This window comes from Ruegeria sp. HKCCD6157 (assembly GCF_013110685.1).
Lineage (GTDB): Bacteria > Pseudomonadota > Alphaproteobacteria > Rhodobacterales > Rhodobacteraceae > Ruegeria.
The window spans coordinates 113674-132208 of the sequence record NZ_WVRB01000005.1 but is presented as its reverse complement, the minus strand read 5'-3'; the positions used below and the strand labels follow the sequence as shown (position 1 = coordinate 132208).

Annotated in this window: 23 protein-coding genes; 13 read left to right on the top strand and 10 right to left on the bottom strand. The window is 58.9% G+C overall.

Going from position 1 to position 18535, the window contains the following annotated elements:
• Position 1 precedes the first annotated feature (1 nt).
• The 4 genes from odhB to GS612_RS20660 all read left to right on the top strand — a co-directional run bounded on the left by odhB (position 2) and on the right by GS612_RS20660 (position 3405).
• Positions 2 to 1516, top strand: a complete 1515-nt coding sequence (gene odhB / locus GS612_RS15765; protein WP_171641632.1) for a 2-oxoglutarate dehydrogenase complex dihydrolipoyllysine-residue succinyltransferase — start codon at positions 2 to 4, stop codon at positions 1514 to 1516.
• A gap of 2 nt (positions 1517 to 1518) precedes the next feature.
• Positions 1519 to 1788, top strand: coding sequence for a hypothetical protein (locus GS612_RS15760; protein ID WP_152456823.1), 270 nt, complete (start codon positions 1519 to 1521; stop codon positions 1786 to 1788).
• Positions 1789 to 1860: 72 nt separating this feature from the next.
• Positions 1861 to 3249 carry a dihydrolipoyl dehydrogenase gene (lpdA, locus tag GS612_RS15755; protein ID WP_171206053.1) on the top strand — a complete coding sequence of 463 codons (1389 nt, stop codon included), beginning with the start codon at positions 1861 to 1863 and terminating at the stop codon, positions 3247 to 3249.
• Between the two features lie 27 nt (positions 3250 to 3276).
• Entirely contained in the window at positions 3277 to 3405 is a 129-nt protein-coding gene (locus tag GS612_RS20660) for a hypothetical protein (RefSeq protein ID WP_256367778.1), read from the top strand.
• A 21-nt stretch (positions 3406 to 3426) separates the two neighbouring features.
• Here GS612_RS20660 and GS612_RS15750 read toward each other — a convergent pair whose 3' ends face one another.
• Positions 3427 to 4005, bottom strand: a complete 579-nt coding sequence (locus tag GS612_RS15750) for a TetR/AcrR family transcriptional regulator (protein WP_171641630.1) — start codon at positions 4003 to 4005, stop codon at positions 3427 to 3429.
• A 104-nt stretch (positions 4006 to 4109) separates the two neighbouring features.
• Here GS612_RS15750 and GS612_RS15745 point away from each other — a divergent pair, with 104 nt between their 5' ends.
• Complete coding sequence (locus GS612_RS15745) at positions 4110 to 4703, top strand: NAD(P)H-dependent oxidoreductase (RefSeq protein ID WP_171641628.1); 594 nt, start codon at positions 4110 to 4112, stop codon at positions 4701 to 4703.
• A gap of 20 nt (positions 4704 to 4723) precedes the next feature.
• Here GS612_RS15745 and GS612_RS15740 read toward each other — a convergent pair whose 3' ends face one another.
• Genes GS612_RS15740 through GS612_RS15725 form a run of 4 tightly spaced genes read right to left on the bottom strand, consistent with a single transcriptional unit; the run spans position 4724 to position 7629 of the window.
• Entirely contained in the window at positions 4724 to 5329 is a 606-nt protein-coding gene (locus tag GS612_RS15740; RefSeq protein WP_171641625.1) for a pyridoxamine 5'-phosphate oxidase family protein, read from the bottom strand.
• On the bottom strand, positions 5313 to 6056 hold the full coding sequence (locus tag GS612_RS15735; RefSeq protein WP_171641623.1) for a 1-acyl-sn-glycerol-3-phosphate acyltransferase: 744 nt from the start codon (positions 6054 to 6056) through the stop codon (positions 5313 to 5315). Before GS612_RS15735 ends, GS612_RS15740 begins: the two co-directional genes overlap by 17 nt.
• Positions 6056 to 6955 (bottom strand): ABC transporter permease, encoded by a 900-nt coding sequence (locus GS612_RS15730; protein WP_171641621.1) that lies wholly within the window; start codon positions 6953 to 6955, stop codon positions 6056 to 6058. Before GS612_RS15730 ends, GS612_RS15735 begins: the two co-directional genes overlap by 1 nt.
• Complete coding sequence (locus GS612_RS15725; RefSeq protein ID WP_171641619.1) at positions 6952 to 7629, bottom strand: ATP-binding cassette domain-containing protein; 678 nt, start codon at positions 7627 to 7629, stop codon at positions 6952 to 6954. The genes GS612_RS15730 and GS612_RS15725 overlap by 4 nt, the downstream gene beginning before the upstream one ends.
• 182 nt (positions 7630 to 7811) lie before the next feature.
• Here GS612_RS15725 and GS612_RS15720 point away from each other — a divergent pair, with 182 nt between their 5' ends.
• Positions 7812 to 8552 (top strand): zinc-ribbon domain-containing protein, encoded by a 741-nt coding sequence (locus GS612_RS15720; protein ID WP_152456815.1) that lies wholly within the window; start codon positions 7812 to 7814, stop codon positions 8550 to 8552.
• Positions 8553 to 8555: 3 nt separating this feature from the next.
• Here GS612_RS15720 and GS612_RS15715 read toward each other — a convergent pair whose 3' ends face one another.
• The 5 genes from GS612_RS15715 to argH form a co-directional block, all read right to left on the bottom strand.
• Positions 8556 to 11099 (bottom strand): TIGR02302 family protein, encoded by a 2544-nt coding sequence (locus tag GS612_RS15715; protein ID WP_371809356.1) that lies wholly within the window; start codon positions 11097 to 11099, stop codon positions 8556 to 8558.
• A gap of 37 nt (positions 11100 to 11136) precedes the next feature.
• Positions 11137 to 12402, bottom strand: coding sequence for a diaminopimelate decarboxylase (lysA, locus tag GS612_RS15710; RefSeq protein WP_171641617.1), 1266 nt, complete (start codon positions 12400 to 12402; stop codon positions 11137 to 11139).
• Positions 12403 to 12464: 62 nt separating this feature from the next.
• Positions 12465 to 12620, bottom strand: coding sequence for a hypothetical protein (locus GS612_RS15705; RefSeq protein ID WP_171229797.1), 156 nt, complete (start codon positions 12618 to 12620; stop codon positions 12465 to 12467).
• 87 nt (positions 12621 to 12707) lie between these two features.
• Positions 12708 to 12923, bottom strand: a complete 216-nt coding sequence (locus GS612_RS15700) for a hypothetical protein (RefSeq protein WP_224854660.1) — start codon at positions 12921 to 12923, stop codon at positions 12708 to 12710.
• On the bottom strand, positions 12905 to 14293 hold the full coding sequence (gene argH / locus GS612_RS15695) for an argininosuccinate lyase (protein WP_171641615.1): 1389 nt from the start codon (positions 14291 to 14293) through the stop codon (positions 12905 to 12907). The genes GS612_RS15700 and argH overlap by 19 nt, the downstream gene beginning before the upstream one ends.
• Before the next feature lie 21 nt (positions 14294 to 14314).
• Between argH and GS612_RS15690 the strand changes: the two genes are divergently transcribed.
• The 7 genes from GS612_RS15690 to GS612_RS15660 all read left to right on the top strand — a co-directional run bounded on the left by GS612_RS15690 (position 14315) and on the right by GS612_RS15660 (position 18359).
• Positions 14315 to 14881: a TlpA disulfide reductase family protein gene (locus GS612_RS15690; RefSeq protein ID WP_171641613.1), complete on the top strand. Its 567-nt coding sequence runs from the start codon at positions 14315 to 14317 to the stop codon at positions 14879 to 14881.
• Positions 14882 to 14944: 63 nt separating this feature from the next.
• Positions 14945 to 15313, top strand: a complete 369-nt coding sequence (locus tag GS612_RS15685) for a hypothetical protein (protein ID WP_171641611.1) — start codon at positions 14945 to 14947, stop codon at positions 15311 to 15313.
• Positions 15314 to 15397: 84 nt separating this feature from the next.
• Complete coding sequence (locus tag GS612_RS15680) at positions 15398 to 15727, top strand: hypothetical protein (RefSeq protein ID WP_152456810.1); 330 nt, start codon at positions 15398 to 15400, stop codon at positions 15725 to 15727.
• A gap of 59 nt (positions 15728 to 15786) precedes the next feature.
• A complete protein-coding gene (locus GS612_RS15675; RefSeq protein WP_171233129.1) occupies positions 15787 to 16173 on the top strand; it encodes a hypothetical protein in 387 nt (128 codons plus the stop codon).
• Complete coding sequence (locus GS612_RS15670; RefSeq protein ID WP_171641609.1) at positions 16170 to 17141, top strand: sterol desaturase family protein; 972 nt, start codon at positions 16170 to 16172, stop codon at positions 17139 to 17141. Before GS612_RS15675 ends, GS612_RS15670 begins: the two co-directional genes overlap by 4 nt.
• A 92-nt stretch (positions 17142 to 17233) precedes the next feature.
• A complete protein-coding gene (locus tag GS612_RS15665) occupies positions 17234 to 17422 on the top strand; it encodes a hypothetical protein (protein ID WP_171641607.1) in 189 nt (62 codons plus the stop codon).
• A 103-nt stretch (positions 17423 to 17525) separates the two neighbouring features.
• On the top strand, positions 17526 to 18359 hold the full coding sequence (locus GS612_RS15660; protein ID WP_171641605.1) for an EAL domain-containing protein: 834 nt from the start codon (positions 17526 to 17528) through the stop codon (positions 18357 to 18359).
• The last annotated feature ends 176 nt before the right edge of the window (positions 18360 to 18535 follow it).

The following is an 18535-nucleotide window of genomic DNA, read 5'->3' as shown; positions in this document are numbered from 1 at the left end:
GATGACGATTGAAGTTCGTGTTCCCACGCTTGGCGAATCGGTCACCGAAGCCACTGTTGCAACATGGTTCAAAAAGCCCGGTGATGCAGTCGCCGTGGATGAGATGCTGTGTGAGCTGGAGACTGACAAGGTGACGGTCGAAGTGCCCTCTCCCTCAGCTGGCGTGATGGGTGAGATTGTGGCCGCCGAAGGCGACACGGTTGGTGTCGATGCTCTGCTGGCGACGATTGCTGCCGGTGAAGGTGCAGCCGCGCCTGCCCCGGCAACAGCCGCAGCAACCCCCGAGGCCGCACCCTCTGCATCGGGCGGGTCGGTTGACGTGATGGTGCCCACGCTTGGCGAATCCGTGACAGAGGCGACTGTTTCGACCTGGTTCAAGCAAGTCGGCGACAGCGTCGTGCAGGACGAGATGCTGTGTGAGTTGGAAACCGACAAAGTCTCGGTCGAGGTACCCGCCCCGGCTGCGGGTGTTCTGGCGGAAATCGTCGCGCCGGAAGGTGCAACCGTTGATGCAACCGCAAAGCTGGCAGTCATCTCGGGCGCGACCGCAGGCGCAGCCCCTGCACCGGCAGCTGCTGCTGCGGCTCCTGCTGCGGCAAGCACCGGCAAGGATGTTGCAAATGCGCCGTCTGCCGAAAAGGCGATGGCCGAGGCCGGGTTGTCAGCCGATCAGGTCACCGGCACTGGTCGCGATGGTCGCATCATGAAGGAAGATGTAGCCAAGGCGGTTGCGGCTGCTTCGGCCCCTGCACCTGCGGCGGCTGCGCCGGCACCCGTTGCTCAGGTTCCGCGCGCACCGGTTGCTGCCGAAGATGAAGCCCGCGAAGAGCGTGTACGGATGACCCGTCTGCGGCAGACCATCGCCAAGCGCCTGAAGGATGCGCAGAACACCGCTGCGATCCTGACCACCTATAACGAGGTGGACATGACCGAGGTGATGGCCCTGCGCAATCAGTACAAAGACCAGTTCGAGAAGAAGCACGGTGTGCGCCTGGGTTTCATGTCCTTCTTCACCAAGGCCTGCTGTCACGCGCTGAAAGAGGTTCCCGAAGTCAACGCCGAGATCGATGGTACGGACATCGTCTACAAGAACTTCGTTCACATGGGTGTGGCTGCTGGCACGCCACAGGGTCTGGTTGTACCGGTCATCCGCGATGCTGACAGCATGTCCTTTGCGGCCATCGAAAAAGCTATCGCCGAAAAGGGCAAACGCGCCCGCGAAGGTAAGCTGAGCATGGCTGAGATGCAGGGCGGCACGTTCACCATCTCGAACGGTGGTGTCTATGGCTCGCTGATGTCCTCGCCGATCCTGAACCCCCCGCAATCCGGCATTCTGGGCATGCACAAGATCCAGGAACGCCCGATGGTCATCAATGGCGAGATCAAGATCCGCCCGATGATGTATCTGGCCCTGTCCTATGACCACCGCATTGTTGACGGCAAGGGCGCGGTAACCTTCTTGGTTCGCGTGAAAGAGGCGCTTGAAGATCCGCGCCGCCTGCTGATGGATCTGTAACCATGGCGACACATGTACTCTGGCAGGCCGATGTGGCCGATTTCGACGCCTGGCTGAAAGTGTTCCGCGAGGACAAGCCAATGCGCAAGGCCGCGGGTATCCGCGACCTGCATGTCTGGCGCGATCCCGATCAGAAGGACCATGCGATCGCGATGTTCGAGGTGATCAACCTGGACAAGGCCAAGGCATTTTTCGGATCCGAAGAATTGGCAATGCACCATGAACGCGGCGGCATTGCGCATATCTCGATCAAGCTGCTGGAACCCGTTTGACAATAGATATTCCCGACCCGCCAGATCGGGTCGGGAAAGCGCCGGATCGTCCGGTCGGTTTAGGAGAATGTAATGGCAAACTATGACGTCATCGTAATCGGCGCCGGACCCGGCGGCTATGTCTGCGCGATCCGTTGCGCTCAACTGGGTTTGAAAACCGCTGTGGTCGAGGGACGCGAAACACTGGGTGGCACTTGCCTGAACGTGGGCTGCATCCCGTCAAAAGCTTTGCTGCATGCCAGCCATCAGCTTCATGAAGCCGAACACAACTTTGCCAAAATGGGCCTGAAGGGCAAATCGCCTTCGGTCGATTGGAAACAGATGCAGGCCTATAAAGATGAGGTGATCGAGGGCAACACCAAGGGCATCGAGTTTCTGTTCAAGAAGAACAAGATCGACTGGCTGAAAGGTTGGGGCTCGATCCCTGCGGCCGGCAAGGTTCAGGTTGGCGATGAAATCCATGAAACCAAGAACATCATCATTGCGTCAGGCTCCGAACCGTCCTCGCTGCCCGGTGTCGAAGTGGATGAGAAAGTCGTTGTGACCTCAACCGGCGCGCTGTCTCTGGGCAAGATCCCGAAGAAAATGGTGGTGATTGGCGCGGGTGTGATTGGGCTGGAACTGGGTTCGGTGTACAGCCGCCTGGGTGCCGAGGTGACGGTGATCGAGTTCCTCAAGGAAATCACGCCGGGCATGGACCCGGAAGTACAGAAGACATTCCAGCGTATCCTCAAGAAACAGGGGCTGAATTTCATCATGGGTGCCGCGGTGCAGAAAACCGAAGCAACCAAGACCAAGGCGAAGGTGACATACAAGCTGCTCAAGGACGACAGTGAGCATGTGATCGACGCCGATACCGTGCTGGTGGCCACCGGGCGCAAACCTTATTCCGATGGTCTGGGGCTGGACGCTCTGGGCGTCGAGATGACCCCGCGCGGCCAGATCAAGGTGGGTGCGGACTGGCAAACCAACGTACCGGGCATCTACGCCATCGGTGACGTGATCGAAGGCCCGATGCTGGCGCACAAGGCCGAAGATGAAGGCATGGCCGCCGCGGAACAGGTTGCGGGCAAGCATGGCCATGTAAACTATGGTGTCATTCCGGGTGTGATCTATACGTGGCCCGAGGTCGCCAATGTCGGTGAAACCGAGGCGACGCTCAAAGAACAAGGCCGTGCCTACAAGGTCGGCAAGTTCATGTTCATGGGCAACGGCCGCGCCAAAGCCAACTTTGCCTCTGACGGGTTCGTCAAGATCCTGGCCGACAAGGAAACCGACCGTATCCTGGGCGCCCATATCATCGGCCCCGCAGCAGGCGATCTGATCCATGAGGTCTGCGTGGCGATGGAATTCGGCGCATCCGCCGAGGATCTGGCCCTGACCTGCCACGCGCATCCGACCTATTCCGAGGCCGTGCGCGAGGCCGCACTGGCTTGCGGCGATGGTCCGATCCACAGCTAGGCAGGTCGGGCTCCGCCCGTTTGACGCGTGAAAGGTCCACCGGACCTTTCATCGGCTGCGCCGAACCACGTCAAACCCTGCCACGCGCATCCGACCTATTCCGAGGCTGTACGCGAGGCCGCTCTGGCTTGCGGCGACGGCCCGATCCCCAGCTGACAACCTTGATCCCGACAGCGATCAGCCTGTCGGGGTCAACCAGGCATCCAGATAGGTCTCCAACCTGTCGGTGAATGTCGTCGCGGAATGCAACGCACAGAATCTTAGTGACATGGCCTGAATGGCAAAGGCCTGCACACCTTCGGCCAATAACTCGGGTGGCACATCCTTGCGCACCTCTGCGTCTTCGAGCCACAGCATCACGATGCGGAAATATCGCTCAAAACAATAGGCCACCGGTCCTATTTCGGCGACAGCCGTCGCACCGGAATACCTGATCAACAGATCGAATACATATCGCTCGGACGTCATGAAACTGTGAACCGGTTCCAGCGCAGTGACGATTTCTGCAACAGTTTTGGGTGGCGTTCCGGCCTCGGCCAGATCCAGACAGGCGTTCAGCTTGTCTGCGATCAGAATTTCCATCAGCGCATCCTTGTCGTGAAAATGCGCGAAAAAGGTGCCCTTCGCGACCCCAGCGGCCTTCACGACCTCTTCCACCCGTAACGCTTCATATCCGCCATTGCGGATGACCTCTTCAGCGGCCGCAAGAAGCTTGGCGCGGGTCTTGATCGTACGTTTCTGAATTGTCTTTTGCATATGGCTCAATCGCATAATTTCTGACCGTGGTCAAATTTTTTATTGACCTCGGTCACTTTTTGATTCTATAAATTGACCACGGTCACTTTTTCAGGAGATACCCGATGCAAACGAAAAAGATTCTCATCCTTGACGGACACCCCGCAGAAAGCAGCCTGTCACGCACATTTGCCGAAACGTACAGGAACGCGGCCCGCAAAAACGGGCACGATGTACGGTTGGTTCATCTGAGCGATCTGCAATTCGATTTTGATTTCGGTCAGGGCAATTATCACGACTTCAAACCACTTGAGCCGGTTCTGGAACAAGTGCTGCAAGACTTTGAGTGGAGCGACCATCTGGTCCTGACCACCCCCATGTGGTGGGGCGGCCTTCCAGCCAAACTCAAAGGACTGATCGACCGAATGTTCATTCCGGGGCGAACCTTTGACACACGGAACACTACCAAGATCGGGTTTCCGGCCCCGATGCTGACAGGGCGCACCGCGCGTGTCATCCTGACGTCAGACACGCCGGGATGGTTCATGCGCCTGATATACCGGCAGGCGCTAATCCGTCAGGTACGGGACCAGATTCTTGGGTTCGTCGGCTTCAAACCAACGCGTTTCACCTATTTTTCCGGTGCAAGCTATCCCAAGCCCGGCAGCGTAGATCGCTGGGTGGAAAAAGTATCCAGGATCGGGGCCGCTGCGGTTTGAACCACAGCCGACACCCACATCTACCACATCGTTTTTGCGGCGCGTGCAGGCCATTCCTCGTCATATCGCGCGCCGCCTTCCGCGCCGTCTGATGCCTCGGACAGAAGCTGGCCTATCGTGGGAAGATCGCCGCTTTCATCACCGCTTGACCAGATACGCGCCCGGATCAGAGCACGGGCACATTGGCTGTATATCTCGGCGATTTCAACGACGATAACGGTCGCCGGGCGTTTGCCGACCTTCTCGAATTGATGCCGCAGGGTCTCATCCGCCGTTACCCGCGCCAACCCGTTCACCCGAACGACGTTGTTGGACCCCGGAACAAGGAACATCAGCGAAACACGTGGATCGCGCACGATATTGCGCAAACTGTCCAGACGGTTGTTGCCGCGCCAGTCCGGCAGAGCCAGCGTATTCGCATCCAGCTCTTTAACCACCGGGCCATCATCGCCCCGAGGGCTGCCATCCACACCTTCAGGGCCGACTGTGCTGAGCACACAGAGGCGCGATGCGAGGATCCACTTGCGATAGAGAGGCGTCAGTTGATTAACGACCTTTCGCAAGGACGGAGCACCGGGCCGACCATACAAAGCTTCAAGCGTTTCAATGTCACGAATATGCTCCATCCGGATCAAACCCCACTTCCCGCATCAACTCGTTGGAACGTGTTTCTATCACATCTTCCAGCCGGGCAAGGAATTCGTCCCGGCCAACACCCGGCTCGATTGGGTCGAGGAAATCGACGATCACAAGGCCCGGTTTGCGCATGACACCCGTTCGGGGCCAGAAAACGCCAGCATTCGTCGCGACCGGAACGCAGGGAAAGCCGAGCCCTTCGTAAAGAACGGCTGTTCCAACCTTGTAAGGTTTCTTCGCACCGGGCGCCACACGTGTCCCTTGCGGGTAAATCACAAGCTGCCCGGGTTCCGAAAACTCTTTCGACACATCTTTGACCATCTTGGTCACGGCAGCACCGCGCTTGCCGCGATTGACCGGAATACAGCCAAGTCGCCGCGCATACATTCCAATGACTGGCGTAAACAAAAGCTCGCGCTTCATGATGAACTTGCCGTGCGGAATGGCATCAAAAATGATGATGATATCAAGAAACGACTGGTGTTTTGCGGCTATGACCACCTCATTCGTTGGGACCCCACCCCGCACTTCACACCGAATGCCAACCATCCAACGAGCCAGCCACATGGTGCTGCGCGCGTAGGTCTTGCACGCCCTCAGGGCGCCAGCCTTGGAAAACAGTGCATAGGGCAGAAAGACAATGCCAAGGATCAGCATCCAGGCGTAGATCACGATCATGAAGATCAATGACCGAACCCATTGAACAGCCATCAACATCAGGAAAGCTCCTTCAATTTGCGTCGGGCCGCAGCCCAGGTGGCAAAAAACGCGACCATGGCACCAAGGATCGGAATAAGAACCGGCAACGCCCAGTCTTTGCCCTGAAAGCCGACGCCAGCCAGAAAACCACCCGATTCCGAGGCTTCGGGCAGCATCAGAACACCGGTCATGCCCAGCAATGTACCGACCGATGCCCCAAAGAATGCGCGATATGCAAACCGCCTTACGAATGCGCCCGCTATGAACCCATCGCGTGCACCGACCAGGCGCAGCACTTCGATGATCTGGGCATTTGCGGCAAGCGACGCGTTGGCGGCAAGGGTAATCATGGCAGCGGTCGCACCGCCGATCAGCAGGATCGAAATCCACCCCAGACGACGCAGGGACATCGCCGCATCAACCAAAGGCTCCCGCCACCGCGTATGATCATCTAGTACGGCACCCGGCACCTCGGCCCCCAGTCGCAAACGCAACCCAGCCGCGTCGATGCCCGGTTCGGTTTCAATGATCTCGATAAGCTGCGGCACGGGCAGCGTATCCAGCGGCAGATCCGGCCCGAACCACGGGGCAAGCAACGCCGCCTGCTCTTCCTGCGTCAAAGCACGGGCCGAGGCCACGCCAGGCGTCTGGCCCAGAACGGTCAGCGCGGCCTCGGTCTGGGCTGCACGCTGTTCCGCTGGCGCGTTGATGCGCAGGGTTGCGGCGCCGGCCAGTTCCGAGGCCCAGCGATCCGCAATGCGCCCCGACGCCAGAGACAGGGCCAGGGCGAATACCGCAAGAAACGCCATCGCACCCGCGACAAACAGGGTCAGGTGCGCCGTGTATCCCGTTGGGGGAACAACCCGGTCTGCCCGTTTGTCACCGCGCAACAGATTTCTGAGGTCAGGACTGATCATAGATCCGCCCCCGCCAGTTGCAGCTTGCGCTGCGAAATACGCAAGACACGGGCCTGTACCTGGCTTTTGGCCGCGCGGATCAGGCTCAGATCATGGGTGGCGATCAGGACGGTTTTGCCCATCCGGTTCAGTTCGATCAGAAGACGCAGCAGCCGTTGCGACATTTCCCAGTCAACATTGCCTGTCGGCTCATCCGCCAAAACCACGTCAGGCGACAATATGACGGCACGCGCCAGAGCGGCCCTTTGCCGCTCGCCGCCGGACAGTTCAGGCGGGAGCGCTTCGAGCCTGGCGCCAAGACCCACCCAGCTAAGCAGCTCGGTCAGGTTTTCCTGCTCGGATGTTTCGGAACGCCCGGACACCATCAGTGGCAACGCGACATTTTCTGCAAGCGTCATGTGGTCAAGGAACTGACAATCCTGATGCACGACACCAACGCGGCGACGCATTACGGCCAGCTGGTCGCGATCAAGCGTTGAAATATCCTGGTCAAACACGCTCAACCGCCCTGAGCTCGGCAGCAGGGCACCATAGCACAGCTTGAGCAACGTGGTCTTGCCCGCCCCGGAAGGCCCGGTCAGAAAGTGAAACGAACCCGGCTGCAATTGTACCGTGACATCACTCAGCAATTCGCCGCCACCGTAGGTGTAGCTGACATTTTCCAGCTCGATCACACGTGCCCCCGTTATTTTGCCGCTCTTCTTGCCCGAGCATGGTGATGGTTTCAATGGCTCTACCGAGTCCAATTGGTGACACTTGACCCGCGAAACCGAAAACGCTCTTTGCTGTTGGGTCTTAACCGAATATCATTCCTGAAAAAACTATTATCGGCCCTTCGCCCGGCCGAGGAGGCAGCATGCGTCTTACATGTCCGAATTGCAGCGCGCAGTACGAGGTTCCTGACGAGGTCATCCCCGAGGAAGGCCGCGACGTACAGTGTTCCAACTGCGATCAGACCTGGTTCCAAGCGAAGCACCCTGCCGAAGCCGCAGAGGCACCGGACGAAAAAGCGGAAACCCCTGAACAGGATGACGCATCGCCCGACGTGGTCGACGCTCCGCAGGGCGTTGAACCGGAACCTGTTGAAAAAGCGGTATCCGAAGACAAGCCAGAAATTGATGAACCCGCCGCGCCCACCGGGAATGTCGATCCGTCCGTCGCCAGCATTCTGAGAGAGGAAGCTGCCCGCGAAGCGGAATTGCGGGCGCAGGAAGGCAGCAGCCTCGAAAGCCAGCCCGATCTGGGGCTGGATACGCCGCCAGAACCCAAGGTGCGCCCCAAGCGGCCTTCGGCTTCGGAAACCGCTGTCGATGCCGGGCAGAAAGACGCGCTGCCGGATGTCGAAGCCATCAATTCAACCATGCGATCAGATGAGCCGGAAGAGGTCCCGCAGCCACCCCGCAAATCGGGCGGATTCCTACGCGGCTTCGCGTTGATGCTGATCATCGGCGTGGTTCTGTATCTGATCTATGGAAATGCCCAACAGATCAGCGAAGCGGTCCCTCAGGCCGACCCGTTGCTGAGTTCATACGTGTCGCTTGTGGATCAGGCGCGTATCTGGCTTGAGGCACAGGCTGGATCCGGTACCCAGAACTGAGGTCTAGAACCGCTCCAACAAACGTTTCAGGTATTCCAACTCGATCTGAGGACGGTCCGATTCCCCGGTTCTGCGCCGGATTTCATCCAGCAGTTCCCGCGCGCGCCGATACACGTCTTCGCCTTGCAGCAAATTCTCATCTGTTGAAATCGAACCGGCGGCACCCGGATTTCGGCCCAGCGGATCGCGGTTGTTGGCTTGCATATCGCCATCCTGCGTTCCCTGACCCGGCTGATTCTGCTGGTTCTGCGCCATCGCCTCACCCAACGAACGCATCCCTTCGCGCAGGGCTTCCATCGCCTCGGATTGCCGGTCGATGGCTTCGGCCAGATCATCCCCACGCAGGGCCTGTTCCGCCTCGTCCATGGCGCGCCCGGCCCGATCCAGCGCTTCGCGCGCGGCGTCGCCTTCGGGCGTACCGGCACCGGGCAACCCCTGTTGCTGGCGGCTCAGCTCATCTCTCAGCGCTTGCTGCCGATCCGCAAGTGTGCCTTGACCCTGCTGGCCTTCGCCAGCCTGATCCGAGCCTTCCCCTTGACCGCCCTGACCTTCGTGGCTTTGCCCCCGGCCTTGCCCGCCATTGCGTCCCTCATTGCCCTGGCTTTCACCGGATTGAGCGCCTGGGTTGAACTGTTCCTGCAAATCACGGAAGGCCTGATCGCTCAGCCCTTGTTGCTCGCGCAGAGTTTCCGCAAGACCTTCCATGGCCTGCTGACCTTCGGACTGCTGCCCTCCGCTCTGACCCTGAGTCACACGCATGTTTTCCATCATCTGCTGGAACTCTTCCAGCGCCTGCTGGGCTTCGGCCATTCGGCCCTGTTCCATGAGCTCCTGAATGCGGTCCATCATGCGTTGCAGATCATCCTGCGTCATTTGCAGGGACTCGCCGTTCTGGCCCTGCTGACGCTCGCCATCTTCGCCGTTTGGCTGAGCCAACCGTTGCAGCTGTTGGAGGTAATCCTGCGTCGCTTCGCGCAATTCCTGCATCAGTTCCGCGATTTCCTCGTCGCTGGCCCCGTTCTTCATTGCTTCGGTCAGACGTTCCTGCGCACGCCGCATCCGTTCCAGCGCATCCGCAAGCGTGCCGTCCTCGATCAACACCGCAAGATCCCAGAGAGCCTGGGCGATCTCTGCCTGCTGTTCGGGTTTCAGCCCGTATTGATCAAAGGTCTCTAGCCGCCGCAGCACGACCCTCAGACGCAAATAGGCAGTTTCCGAACGAAACAGGTCCTCTGGCAGATGCGATACAGCCCGCAGCAGTTGCGCGATCCGAGGCGCATTTGACCGCGACCACAGCAGATCGCGCCGTTGTTCAATCACCGCCGCGGCCAGCGGATCAAAAAACCGACGGGCCGGAAGGTCGGTCACATAAGGTTCGGAAGACGATTGCTGATCCGCCGCGTCCGTGGCCATCAAGGTGATCCGGACCGGCAGATGCGCCCATGGGTGTTGCGAGAAGTCCTCGATCAGATCTTCTGCAAAATCCGCCCGGTCGCCGGTGATCGGCATAGGCAGTTCAACCGCGATCGCTTCACGTGGCTCGGGCTCTGCCGCCAGACCATAGCGGCGGTCAACGGCAGCCAGATCCAGTTCGATCAAGGCAGAGCCTGCAACCACACCATAGTCATCTCCTGCGACGAATGGCAGCTTCATCTGCCCGCCCGCTTCGGCCTCAGCCGATCCGGCCACGGCTATCTGTGGTGCCGTGTCGTCGATGATCTCAACGGCCCATTCCCGCCCCGCTGGCCCGTCGATGCGCAACTGGCCAGAGCGTTCTGCCACGAACTCCTGCTCGGGGTCGGTCGCCGCCTCGGCCCCTAGGGCCGAGCTGTTTTCCGTCAGGCTATGTGCCCCGACCTCACCATACAGCCGCAAGGTAACGCGGCTGCCTTTGGGAACGGCAAGCTCTGCATCCGTTTGGTCCGCAAGATACAGCGTTGGAAGGCCCGTATAGCGCGGGGGTTCGACCCATCCTTCCCAAGTCGGCCCTTGCCCGGCGGCGGCAGTGCCCGGGGCCATGTCCGCCACAGACCCCACGCGCCACAAAGAGCCGAAAACCAGCGCCACGACAAAAGCCAGCAACGCCGCGTAGCGCAGTGCATAAGGATCTCGCGATGCCAGCCGAAGATCTGGTTTCACGGCCTCGGCCGTTGCGACCCGTTGCGCCATCCGGGCTTTGTGGGCTTGCCACAGCGCCACGGATTCCCGATCGGCCGCACCGATGGCCTGATCATCCATCAAGGCCTGAATTGGGCGTCCCGGCAAGGTCTCATCCAGCCGCACCAAAACGTCGGCGCGCGAAGGCAACTTGAGACCCCTCAGGCCAAGCACCGCGGCCGTCAACAACAACCCCAGGGACAGCGCGCCGACCGCCCAGACAAATTCCACGGAAACAACGTCTTGAAGCCCCAGCATCAAAGCCGCAAGCAGAACAAGTACGATCGAGAACGCCGGCCAGAACGCGCGCAGCACCTGTTCAGCCACCATGCCGACATGGGTCAGCCACACGGACAGGCGCGGAATGGGCAGGTTTGAACGGTCGGACAAGACGAGCCTCCGGGGTTAGGCCCGCGCGGTCATCGCGTCAAAGCCATGAAGGTATGGTATCGCGGTTTATGATTTCGTCAAAGCTTGGTCGTTCACGAATGACTGCAAATTGATCACCATTGACCAGAACCTCGGGGATCAGCGGGCGGGTATTGTACTCGCTGGCCATCACCGCGCCGTAGGCACCCGCGCTGCGGAAGGCGATCAGGTCACCCGATTTCAGCGGCGGCATGTTGCGTTGTTTGGCAAAAGTGTCACCGGATTCGCAAACCGGGCCCACGATGTCATAGGCTTGCTGCTCCACGCCTGCCGCCGGTTCCTGCACCGCGACGATATCATGATGCGCCTCATACATCGCCGGGCGGATCAGATCATTCATGGCGCCGTCGACAATTAGGAAATCACGGCCTTCGCCCGACTTCACATAGATCACTTTACTGACCATCAGCCCCGCATTGCCTGCGATCAGGCGGCCCGGCTCGATCTCGATCTCGCAGCCCAGATGGCCCAGTGTTTTCTTGATCAATGCGCCGTATTCCACCGGCAGCGGCGGCGCGTCATTCGAGCGGGTATAGGGGATGCCCAATCCACCGCCCAGATCTAGACGACGGATGTTGTGGCCTTCAGCCCGCAACTGCTCGGTCAGTTCGGCCACTTTCCTATAGGCCAGCTCGAATGGCTCGAGTTCCGTCAGCTGCGAGCCGATATGGACGTCGATACCGATCACTTCCAAACCCGGCAGGCTGGCCGCATGCGCATAGACCTCTGACGCGCGTGAAATCGGTATTCCAAATTTGTTCTCGGACTTGCCGGTCGCAATCTTGGCATGGGTCTTGGCATCCACATCCGGATTCACCCGGACCGTGATCGGAGCAACCACACCCAATTCCAGTGCAACGGCGTTGATCACTTCCATCTCGGGCTCGGATTCGACGTTGAACTGACGGATGCCTCCGGTCAGCGCGGTACGAATCTCATCCGCCGTTTTGCCTACGCCAGAGAACACGATCTTGTCGCCCGGAACGCCCGCCGCCTTGGCGCGCAGGTATTCCCCGCCCGAGACCACGTCCATCCCCGCGCCCGCCTGTGCCAGAGTTTTCAGGATCGCCTGATTGCTGGCCGCTTTCATCGCATAGCAGACAAGGTGGTCCGTGCCGTCAAGCGCATCGTCGAACAGCTGAAAATGCCGCAGCAAGGTTGCTGTAGAGTAGACATAGAACGGCGTTCCGACCGCGGCAGCGATTTCGGAGACAGGGACATCCTCGGCGAAAAGCGCGCCGTCGCGGTAGAGAAAATGATCCATGACTGCGCGCTTAGACCAGAAGATGGCTTCGAATCAATGGATTCCGAACCCATCAACCAAGTTTAATTTCGGGTCGAAACTCCAACCCTGCCATAGCCCGAGATCGAAACTCCGGTGCCCGATTGCTTGGGCTCTGCCGCAGGTTCCGGGCGTCTTGCCGATGTAGGTTCGCAAGCCGTCAAAGCCGCAAATACCAGAAACAGTCCTAGTGTTCTCATTTCAGTATCTTTTCTTTGGATGACATGCGCACCGACATGCCACCTCACGTTGGTGGATATAAAACCGATGCGCAATATGAAAGTGGCTTAGAATCCCAGGTAAATCCCCAGCGGCCCACGGCTTAGACCTACGCCACCGCCTACATACGCTCCACCAGAGCCAACGCCGACGGTTGCACTGACAGTTGGCTGAGCGGGCGCCGGCTGAACGGGTTCACCGTCGGCTCCGCATCCGGCCAGCATTAGGCCGGACCCTGCAATCAGAATCGCGCGCAGCACGGTCATCACACCATTGCCTTCCATCGTTCAACCTGAGCACGCACCTGATCCGGGGCCGTGCCACCATAGGACTGGCGTGAGTTTACAGAATTTTCGACACCAAGGACAGAGTAGACGTCATTTGTGATCTCGGCATGGACCGATTGCATGTCGTCCAGCGTCAGATCCGGCAGGTCGCAGCCCTTCTTCTCGGCCATGGCCACCAGCGATCCGGTAACATGATGCGCGTCTCGGAAGGGTAGGCCCAGCACCCGCACCAGCCAGTCGGCCAGATCAGTTGCAGTCGAGAAACCCGAACCCGCCGCAGCGGCCAAGCTGTCGCGATTGGCGGTCATGTCCTTGACCATGCCTTCCATCGCCGCCAGCGCCAGCATCCAGTTGTCGGCGGCATCAAAGACCTGTTCCTTGTCTTCCTGCATGTCCTTTGAATAGGCCAGCGGCAGGCCCTTCATCACCATGATCAGCGCCGTGTTGGCGCCAAATATCCGACCCACCTTGGCACGGATCAGCTCTGCCGCATCGGGGTTTTTCTTCTGCGGCATGATCGACGAGCCGGTCGAGAACCGGTCGGACAGGGTGACAAAACGGAACTGGGCCGAGGACCAGATCACCAGTTCCTCGGCAAACCGAGACAGATGCACGGCGCAGATCGAGGCCACGGACAGGAACTCCAGCGCGAAGTCACGATCGCTGACGGCGTCCAGCGAGTTGGCGGCAGGCCGGTCAAAGCCCAGCGCCTGTGCCGTCATGTGGCGGTCGATGGGAAAGGACGTTCCGGCCAGCGCCGCAGCACCCAGTGGCGATTCGTTCATCCGGGCGCGGGCGTCACGAACGCGGGACAGATCACGGCCAAACATCTCGACATAGGCCATCATGTGATGGCCCCATGTCACCGGCTGCGCCGTTTGCAGGTGGGTAAAGCCGGGCATGACCCAATCGGCCCCGGCCTCGGCCTGCGCCAAAAGCGCGCGGATCAGGGCCAGCAAGCCGCTCTCAGCGGCGTCCAGCTGATCACGAACCCAGAGTTTGAAATCGGTTGCGACCTGGTCATTGCGTGACCGGCCTGTGTGCAAACGGCCTGCGGGCTCTCCGATGATCTCTTTCAGACGGGCCTCGACATTCATGTGGATGTCTTCCAGCGCGGTCGAGAACTGGAACTCTCCGTTCTGGATTTCTGACAAAACGGTGAGCAGCCCTTCCCGAATGGCTTCGGCGTCACTATCACTTATGACGCCTGTGGCTGCCAGCATGGCCGCATGGGCGCGCGAGCCTGCGATGTCTTGGGCTGCCATCCGCTGATCGAACCCGATCGAGGCGTTGATTGCCTCCATGATCGCGTCTGGACCGGCGGCAAAGCGGCCGCCCCACATCTGGTTCGAGGATTGATCGGTCATGTAAGAAAACCCGGAGTTGATATGCGCCTATTTCGTTTGATCCCCCTTTATATGGCCCTTGCGCTGGGTGCAAATGCCGCCTTGGCGACCGATGCCGAGACGCTGGCCCCTCTGCGGGAAGACAGCCTGAAACGTCTGATCCTGCACAAGGAACCGAAACCCGCGAAATCAATCGAATTCCAGCTGGAAGATGACGGCGGCGTCGGCACGCTTGCCGATTATGAGGGCAAGTATGTGCTGCTGAATTTCTGGGCCACCTGGTGTGCGCCTTGCCGCAAAGAGATGCCTCAGATCGCTGAGCTTCAGGAAGAGTTCGGCGGCGACAAGTTTCAGGTTCTGACACTGGCCACGGGCCGCAACTCGTCTGCCGGCATCAAAAAGTTTTTTGCAGAGAACGGCATCGCCAACCTGCCCCGTCACCAGGACCCCAGCTCGGCCGCTGCCCGTGAGTTCGGCGTGATCGCCTTGCCGATCACGGTTATCGTGAACCCCGAAGGGCAGGAAATCGCCCGGCTGATCGGCGACGCCGAATGGAACTCGGACAGTGCGAAGGCGATCATTTCGACGCTTGTTGGCGCCGAAAGTTAACGCATTTAGAAAAATTTGCGGAATTATGGTACCCTCCCACGCATTAAGAGTGGGAGGTTTTTTATGAAACATACGATTTTATTCCTTGCTGTTGCAGGCACATTGGCAATCGCTGGCACCGCACATGCGGACTACAAACGGATCAAGACCGCAAAGCAGTTCAATTCCGATATTGTTGGGAAAAAGCTGACCGACGAACAAGGCAATGTTTTTGTCGCGAATGCTGATGGCACGATTTCAGCCAAACTCAAAAGTGGGAAAAAGTTCAGCGGAACCTGGGTTTGGAACAAAAAATTCTGGTGCCGAAACGGAGTATTGGACGGCAAGGCACTGGGCACGGATTGTCAGCTTTGGGAAATTGACGGGGCCACTGCCCGAATGACCCGCGAAAAAGGCAAGGGCAAAACAACCATTTATTCGATCAACAACTAAAGGCGTCAGCCCCTTTCAATCGCGTGATATACTGTTCCTGCCCTGCCGGACAGGGCAGGTATATTGTTTGGAATGGAGGCAATGATGAAACCCGTCGTACTGCTGATTGGACGGTTGCCAAATGTAATCGGTGACGTGGCACGGCAACTGGATCATCTGCCGATTCAGTGGCTGGGCGCACATGACACGGACGAGGTTCGGAAACAGCTGGATGCCGAGCCCCGGATTGCCTGCGCCATCCTGGGCGCGGGGCTTGACGACACGATCCGTGGTGAAATGGTGGGCATTATTGCCGCCCGCCGCCCGGATATCTGCATCCACCTGAAGGATCGTACATCCGGCCCCGAGGGGCTGGTGCCCTTCGTCGAACGTGTGGTGCAACACGAGATACTGGAACGGCTGGAAAACAGCTGACGCTACGCCACCTTTGACAGAGTTTCAACTCCTTTGCACTCTGCGCTCAGGAGGATGGAATGCCACTTGAAATTCTACTGGCGCTGGTCGTCGGCGGCATAGCTGGTGTCACCCTGTTATTGCATCTCACCGGCAGGTCGCAGCAGGTAAGGCTTACGCCCGACATTGCACGATCACAATGGGCACGTCACTTTCCGGACGATGATGTGGTCGACGTCACGGTTTCCCATGATGGCCACGCCGCGGTGGTGCGCACCAGTTCGGGCAATGGGTTGCTTTGGTCCTTCGGGGCCGACACCGTGGCCCGGCATCTGGTGGACTATGATCTTCTGGATCATCCGGAAGGCTTTGAGATTCTGTTTCACGAATTCTCGGTACCCAAAACACTCATCCGACTGGACGATTTCGAACGCCATCACTGGCGTGACCTGATGGAGCCCGCATGACAGACCAAATGAGTTTTCCCGATGCGGTACAATGGGCCGTTCCCTTTTTCATCGCAGCAATTCTGGCCGAGTTTCTGTGGATCGCAGTCAAAGGCAAAGGCGGGCGTTATGAAACACGCGATGCGGTGACCTCTTTGATCATGGGGGCCGGAAACATCGCATCGGGTTTTTTGCTGGGCTTTATCGCCTACGCGTTTTTCATGTGGCTTTGGCAGATCACGCCGATGAACCTGGGTACGTCAATTCCGGTTATCATCCTGTGCTTTGTCCTGGACGATCTGCGTTACTACTGGGTCCACCGCTTTGGCCATCGCATCCGCTGGGTCTGGGCCAGCCACGTAAACCATCACAGCTCGCAGCACTACAACTTGACGACCGCGCTGCGGCAGACCTGGACCTATACGTTCACTTTCATGATGGTCGTACGCGCCCCGCTGATCCTGCTTGGGTTCCATCCTGCGATGGTTTTGTTCGTCGGTGGTCTCAATCTTATCTATCAGTTCTGGATTCACACCGAGGCCATCGGCAAGATGCCCCGCTGGTTCGAGGCGGTAATGAATACCCCCAGTCACCACCGCGCCCATCACGGCCGCAACGCGCGCTATCTGGATTGCAATTATGCCGGGGTGTTCATCATCTGGGACATGCTGTTCGGCACCTTCGTCCCCGAGCAGGAGGACGACCGGGTGGACTATGGCCTTGTGCACAATATCGGCACTTTCAATCCCCTGCGGGTGGCCTTTCACGAATGGGTGGCCATCTGGCGCGACGCGACCCAGCCGGGTCTGACCCTGAAACAGCGGCTGGCCTACTGCTTTGCCCCACCTGGGTACAGCCATGACGGCAGCCGGGACAGTTCGGAACAGATCAAGGCCAAGCATCTGGCGCGCCACCCGGAAGACCGCGGAACGCCAGGATTTGAGCATCTGGACAAAAAACTGCCCAGCGGACAAGCAGAACAGGCCTGAAACGGCCGGCTGAACCCTGCTTGTGCCTTGAATCTCGGTCATTCAGCGCCATATCAGTCAACAGACGTGTGTGTGAGTAAGCGAGGGTCGGTATGAATCGTTTGGCAACCATTTCAACATTTTTCGGCCTGTTCGGCCTGTTGATGGCCATGCTCGCAGCCCTTGGGGGCGCCGTTGCAGCCCTAATCGCGTTGGGTTTTGCAATGATGGCCCTAGGTGCGATGGGCGCGATACTTGGAGCGGCAGCTTCTTTGACGCGCGCGTGGCAATCCACCCGCTGAGCCCGCGAGACGGAAATTTTTCCGAACCCTTAACCGCAGATTCATCTCTTTGCCCCGAGACTGTGACCGGACACCTGTCCCGGACACATGGGAATCCGCGCTTATGGGAAACAAAAAACTGGCAAATCTGCCTGAGGGGTCGGACAGCCCGTTGAATGCGGCCGTTTCGACGCGGGATCGTTCGGTTGTGCAGATGGCAACCGATGCCGTGAAGCATAAGCAATGCAAACTGGCTTTTCAGCCGGTGATACAGGCGCACGCCCCGTACCGAGTCGCGTTTTACGAAGGGTTCATTCGGGTTCTGGACGAAACCGGCCGCGTCATCCCGGCGCGAGAATTCATGCCTCAGGTCGAAAACACTCCTATCGGCCGCGATCTGGACTGCGTCGCGTTGGAGCTTGGGTTGCGCACATTGGCGAGGAACCCGGAAATACGCCTGTCGATCAACATGTCTGCTCGTTCGATCGGTTATTCCAACTGGTCCAGAGTACTGGACAGATTCCTGAAACGAGACGCCGGATTGGGCGAACGCTTGATCCTCGAAATCTCCGAAAGCTCGGCCATGCAGGTGCCTGAGCTGGTTGTCGACTTCATGGACCGCTTGCAGGATCGCGGCATCGCTTTTGCGTTGGATGACTTTGGCGCCAGCAACTTCAGCTTTCGCCATTTTCGCGAGTTTCTGTTCGACGCAGCCAAAATCGATGGACAGTTCGTTCGGGGCATCAGCAACGATCCCGACAACCAGACTTTGGTGCGGGCCCTGATTGCAGTGGCCCGTGAATTTGAAATTCTGGTTACGGCCGAATCGGTTGAAACGCAGGAGGATGCCGCTTTCTTGGTGGCAAGTGGCGTGGATTGCCTGCAAGGATTCTTGTATGGCGCACCCAGTGTCGTGGAACCCTGGAAGCTGGAAAACAGATCAAAAACAGTCAGTTGATTGCCTGTTCATCGACATTTTCCTACCATTTCCGACACTGAGACAAGCTGCCCGTTGCTGCATGTGCAGCGTTACGCTATTGCAAGAGTACTTGAGCGGGGGATCACGGGGCGCTCTTGTTTCGAAAGGACACCTTTCGACCTGCGCCGTCAGAAATTCCGCTGGCCCATGACGGT

Coding starts and splice junctions, on each gene's coding strand:
- odhB (WP_171641632.1), top strand. CDS start 2: ATGACGATTGAAGTTCGTGTTCCCACGCTTGGCGAATCGGTCACCGAA.
- GS612_RS15760 (WP_152456823.1), top strand. CDS start 1,519: ATGGCGACACATGTACTCTGGCAGGCCGATGTGGCCGATTTCGACGCC.
- lpdA (WP_171206053.1), top strand. CDS start 1,861: ATGGCAAACTATGACGTCATCGTAATCGGCGCCGGACCCGGCGGCTAT.
- GS612_RS15750 (WP_171641630.1), bottom strand. CDS start 4,005: ATGCAAAAGACAATTCAGAAACGTACGATCAAGACCCGCGCCAAGCTT.
- GS612_RS15745 (WP_171641628.1), top strand. CDS start 4,110: ATGCAAACGAAAAAGATTCTCATCCTTGACGGACACCCCGCAGAAAGC.
- GS612_RS15740 (WP_171641625.1), bottom strand. CDS start 5,329: ATGGAGCATATTCGTGACATTGAAACGCTTGAAGCTTTGTATGGTCGG.
- GS612_RS15735 (WP_171641623.1), bottom strand. CDS start 6,056: ATGTTGATGGCTGTTCAATGGGTTCGGTCATTGATCTTCATGATCGTG.
- GS612_RS15730 (WP_171641621.1), bottom strand. CDS start 6,955: ATGATCAGTCCTGACCTCAGAAATCTGTTGCGCGGTGACAAACGGGCA.
- GS612_RS15720 (WP_152456815.1), top strand. CDS start 7,812: ATGCGTCTTACATGTCCGAATTGCAGCGCGCAGTACGAGGTTCCTGAC.
- lysA (WP_171641617.1), bottom strand. CDS start 12,402: ATGGATCATTTTCTCTACCGCGACGGCGCGCTTTTCGCCGAGGATGTC.
- GS612_RS15705 (WP_171229797.1), bottom strand. CDS start 12,620: ATGAGAACACTAGGACTGTTTCTGGTATTTGCGGCTTTGACGGCTTGC.
- GS612_RS15700 (WP_224854660.1), bottom strand. CDS start 12,923: ATGGAAGGCAATGGTGTGATGACCGTGCTGCGCGCGATTCTGATTGCA.
- argH (WP_171641615.1), bottom strand. CDS start 14,293: ATGACCGATCAATCCTCGAACCAGATGTGGGGCGGCCGCTTTGCCGCC.
- GS612_RS15690 (WP_171641613.1), top strand. CDS start 14,315: ATGCGCCTATTTCGTTTGATCCCCCTTTATATGGCCCTTGCGCTGGGT.
- GS612_RS15685 (WP_171641611.1), top strand. CDS start 14,945: ATGAAACATACGATTTTATTCCTTGCTGTTGCAGGCACATTGGCAATC.
- GS612_RS15680 (WP_152456810.1), top strand. CDS start 15,398: ATGAAACCCGTCGTACTGCTGATTGGACGGTTGCCAAATGTAATCGGT.
- GS612_RS15675 (WP_171233129.1), top strand. CDS start 15,787: ATGCCACTTGAAATTCTACTGGCGCTGGTCGTCGGCGGCATAGCTGGT.
- GS612_RS15670 (WP_171641609.1), top strand. CDS start 16,170: ATGACAGACCAAATGAGTTTTCCCGATGCGGTACAATGGGCCGTTCCC.
- GS612_RS15665 (WP_171641607.1), top strand. CDS start 17,234: ATGAATCGTTTGGCAACCATTTCAACATTTTTCGGCCTGTTCGGCCTG.
- GS612_RS15660 (WP_171641605.1), top strand. CDS start 17,526: ATGGGAAACAAAAAACTGGCAAATCTGCCTGAGGGGTCGGACAGCCCG.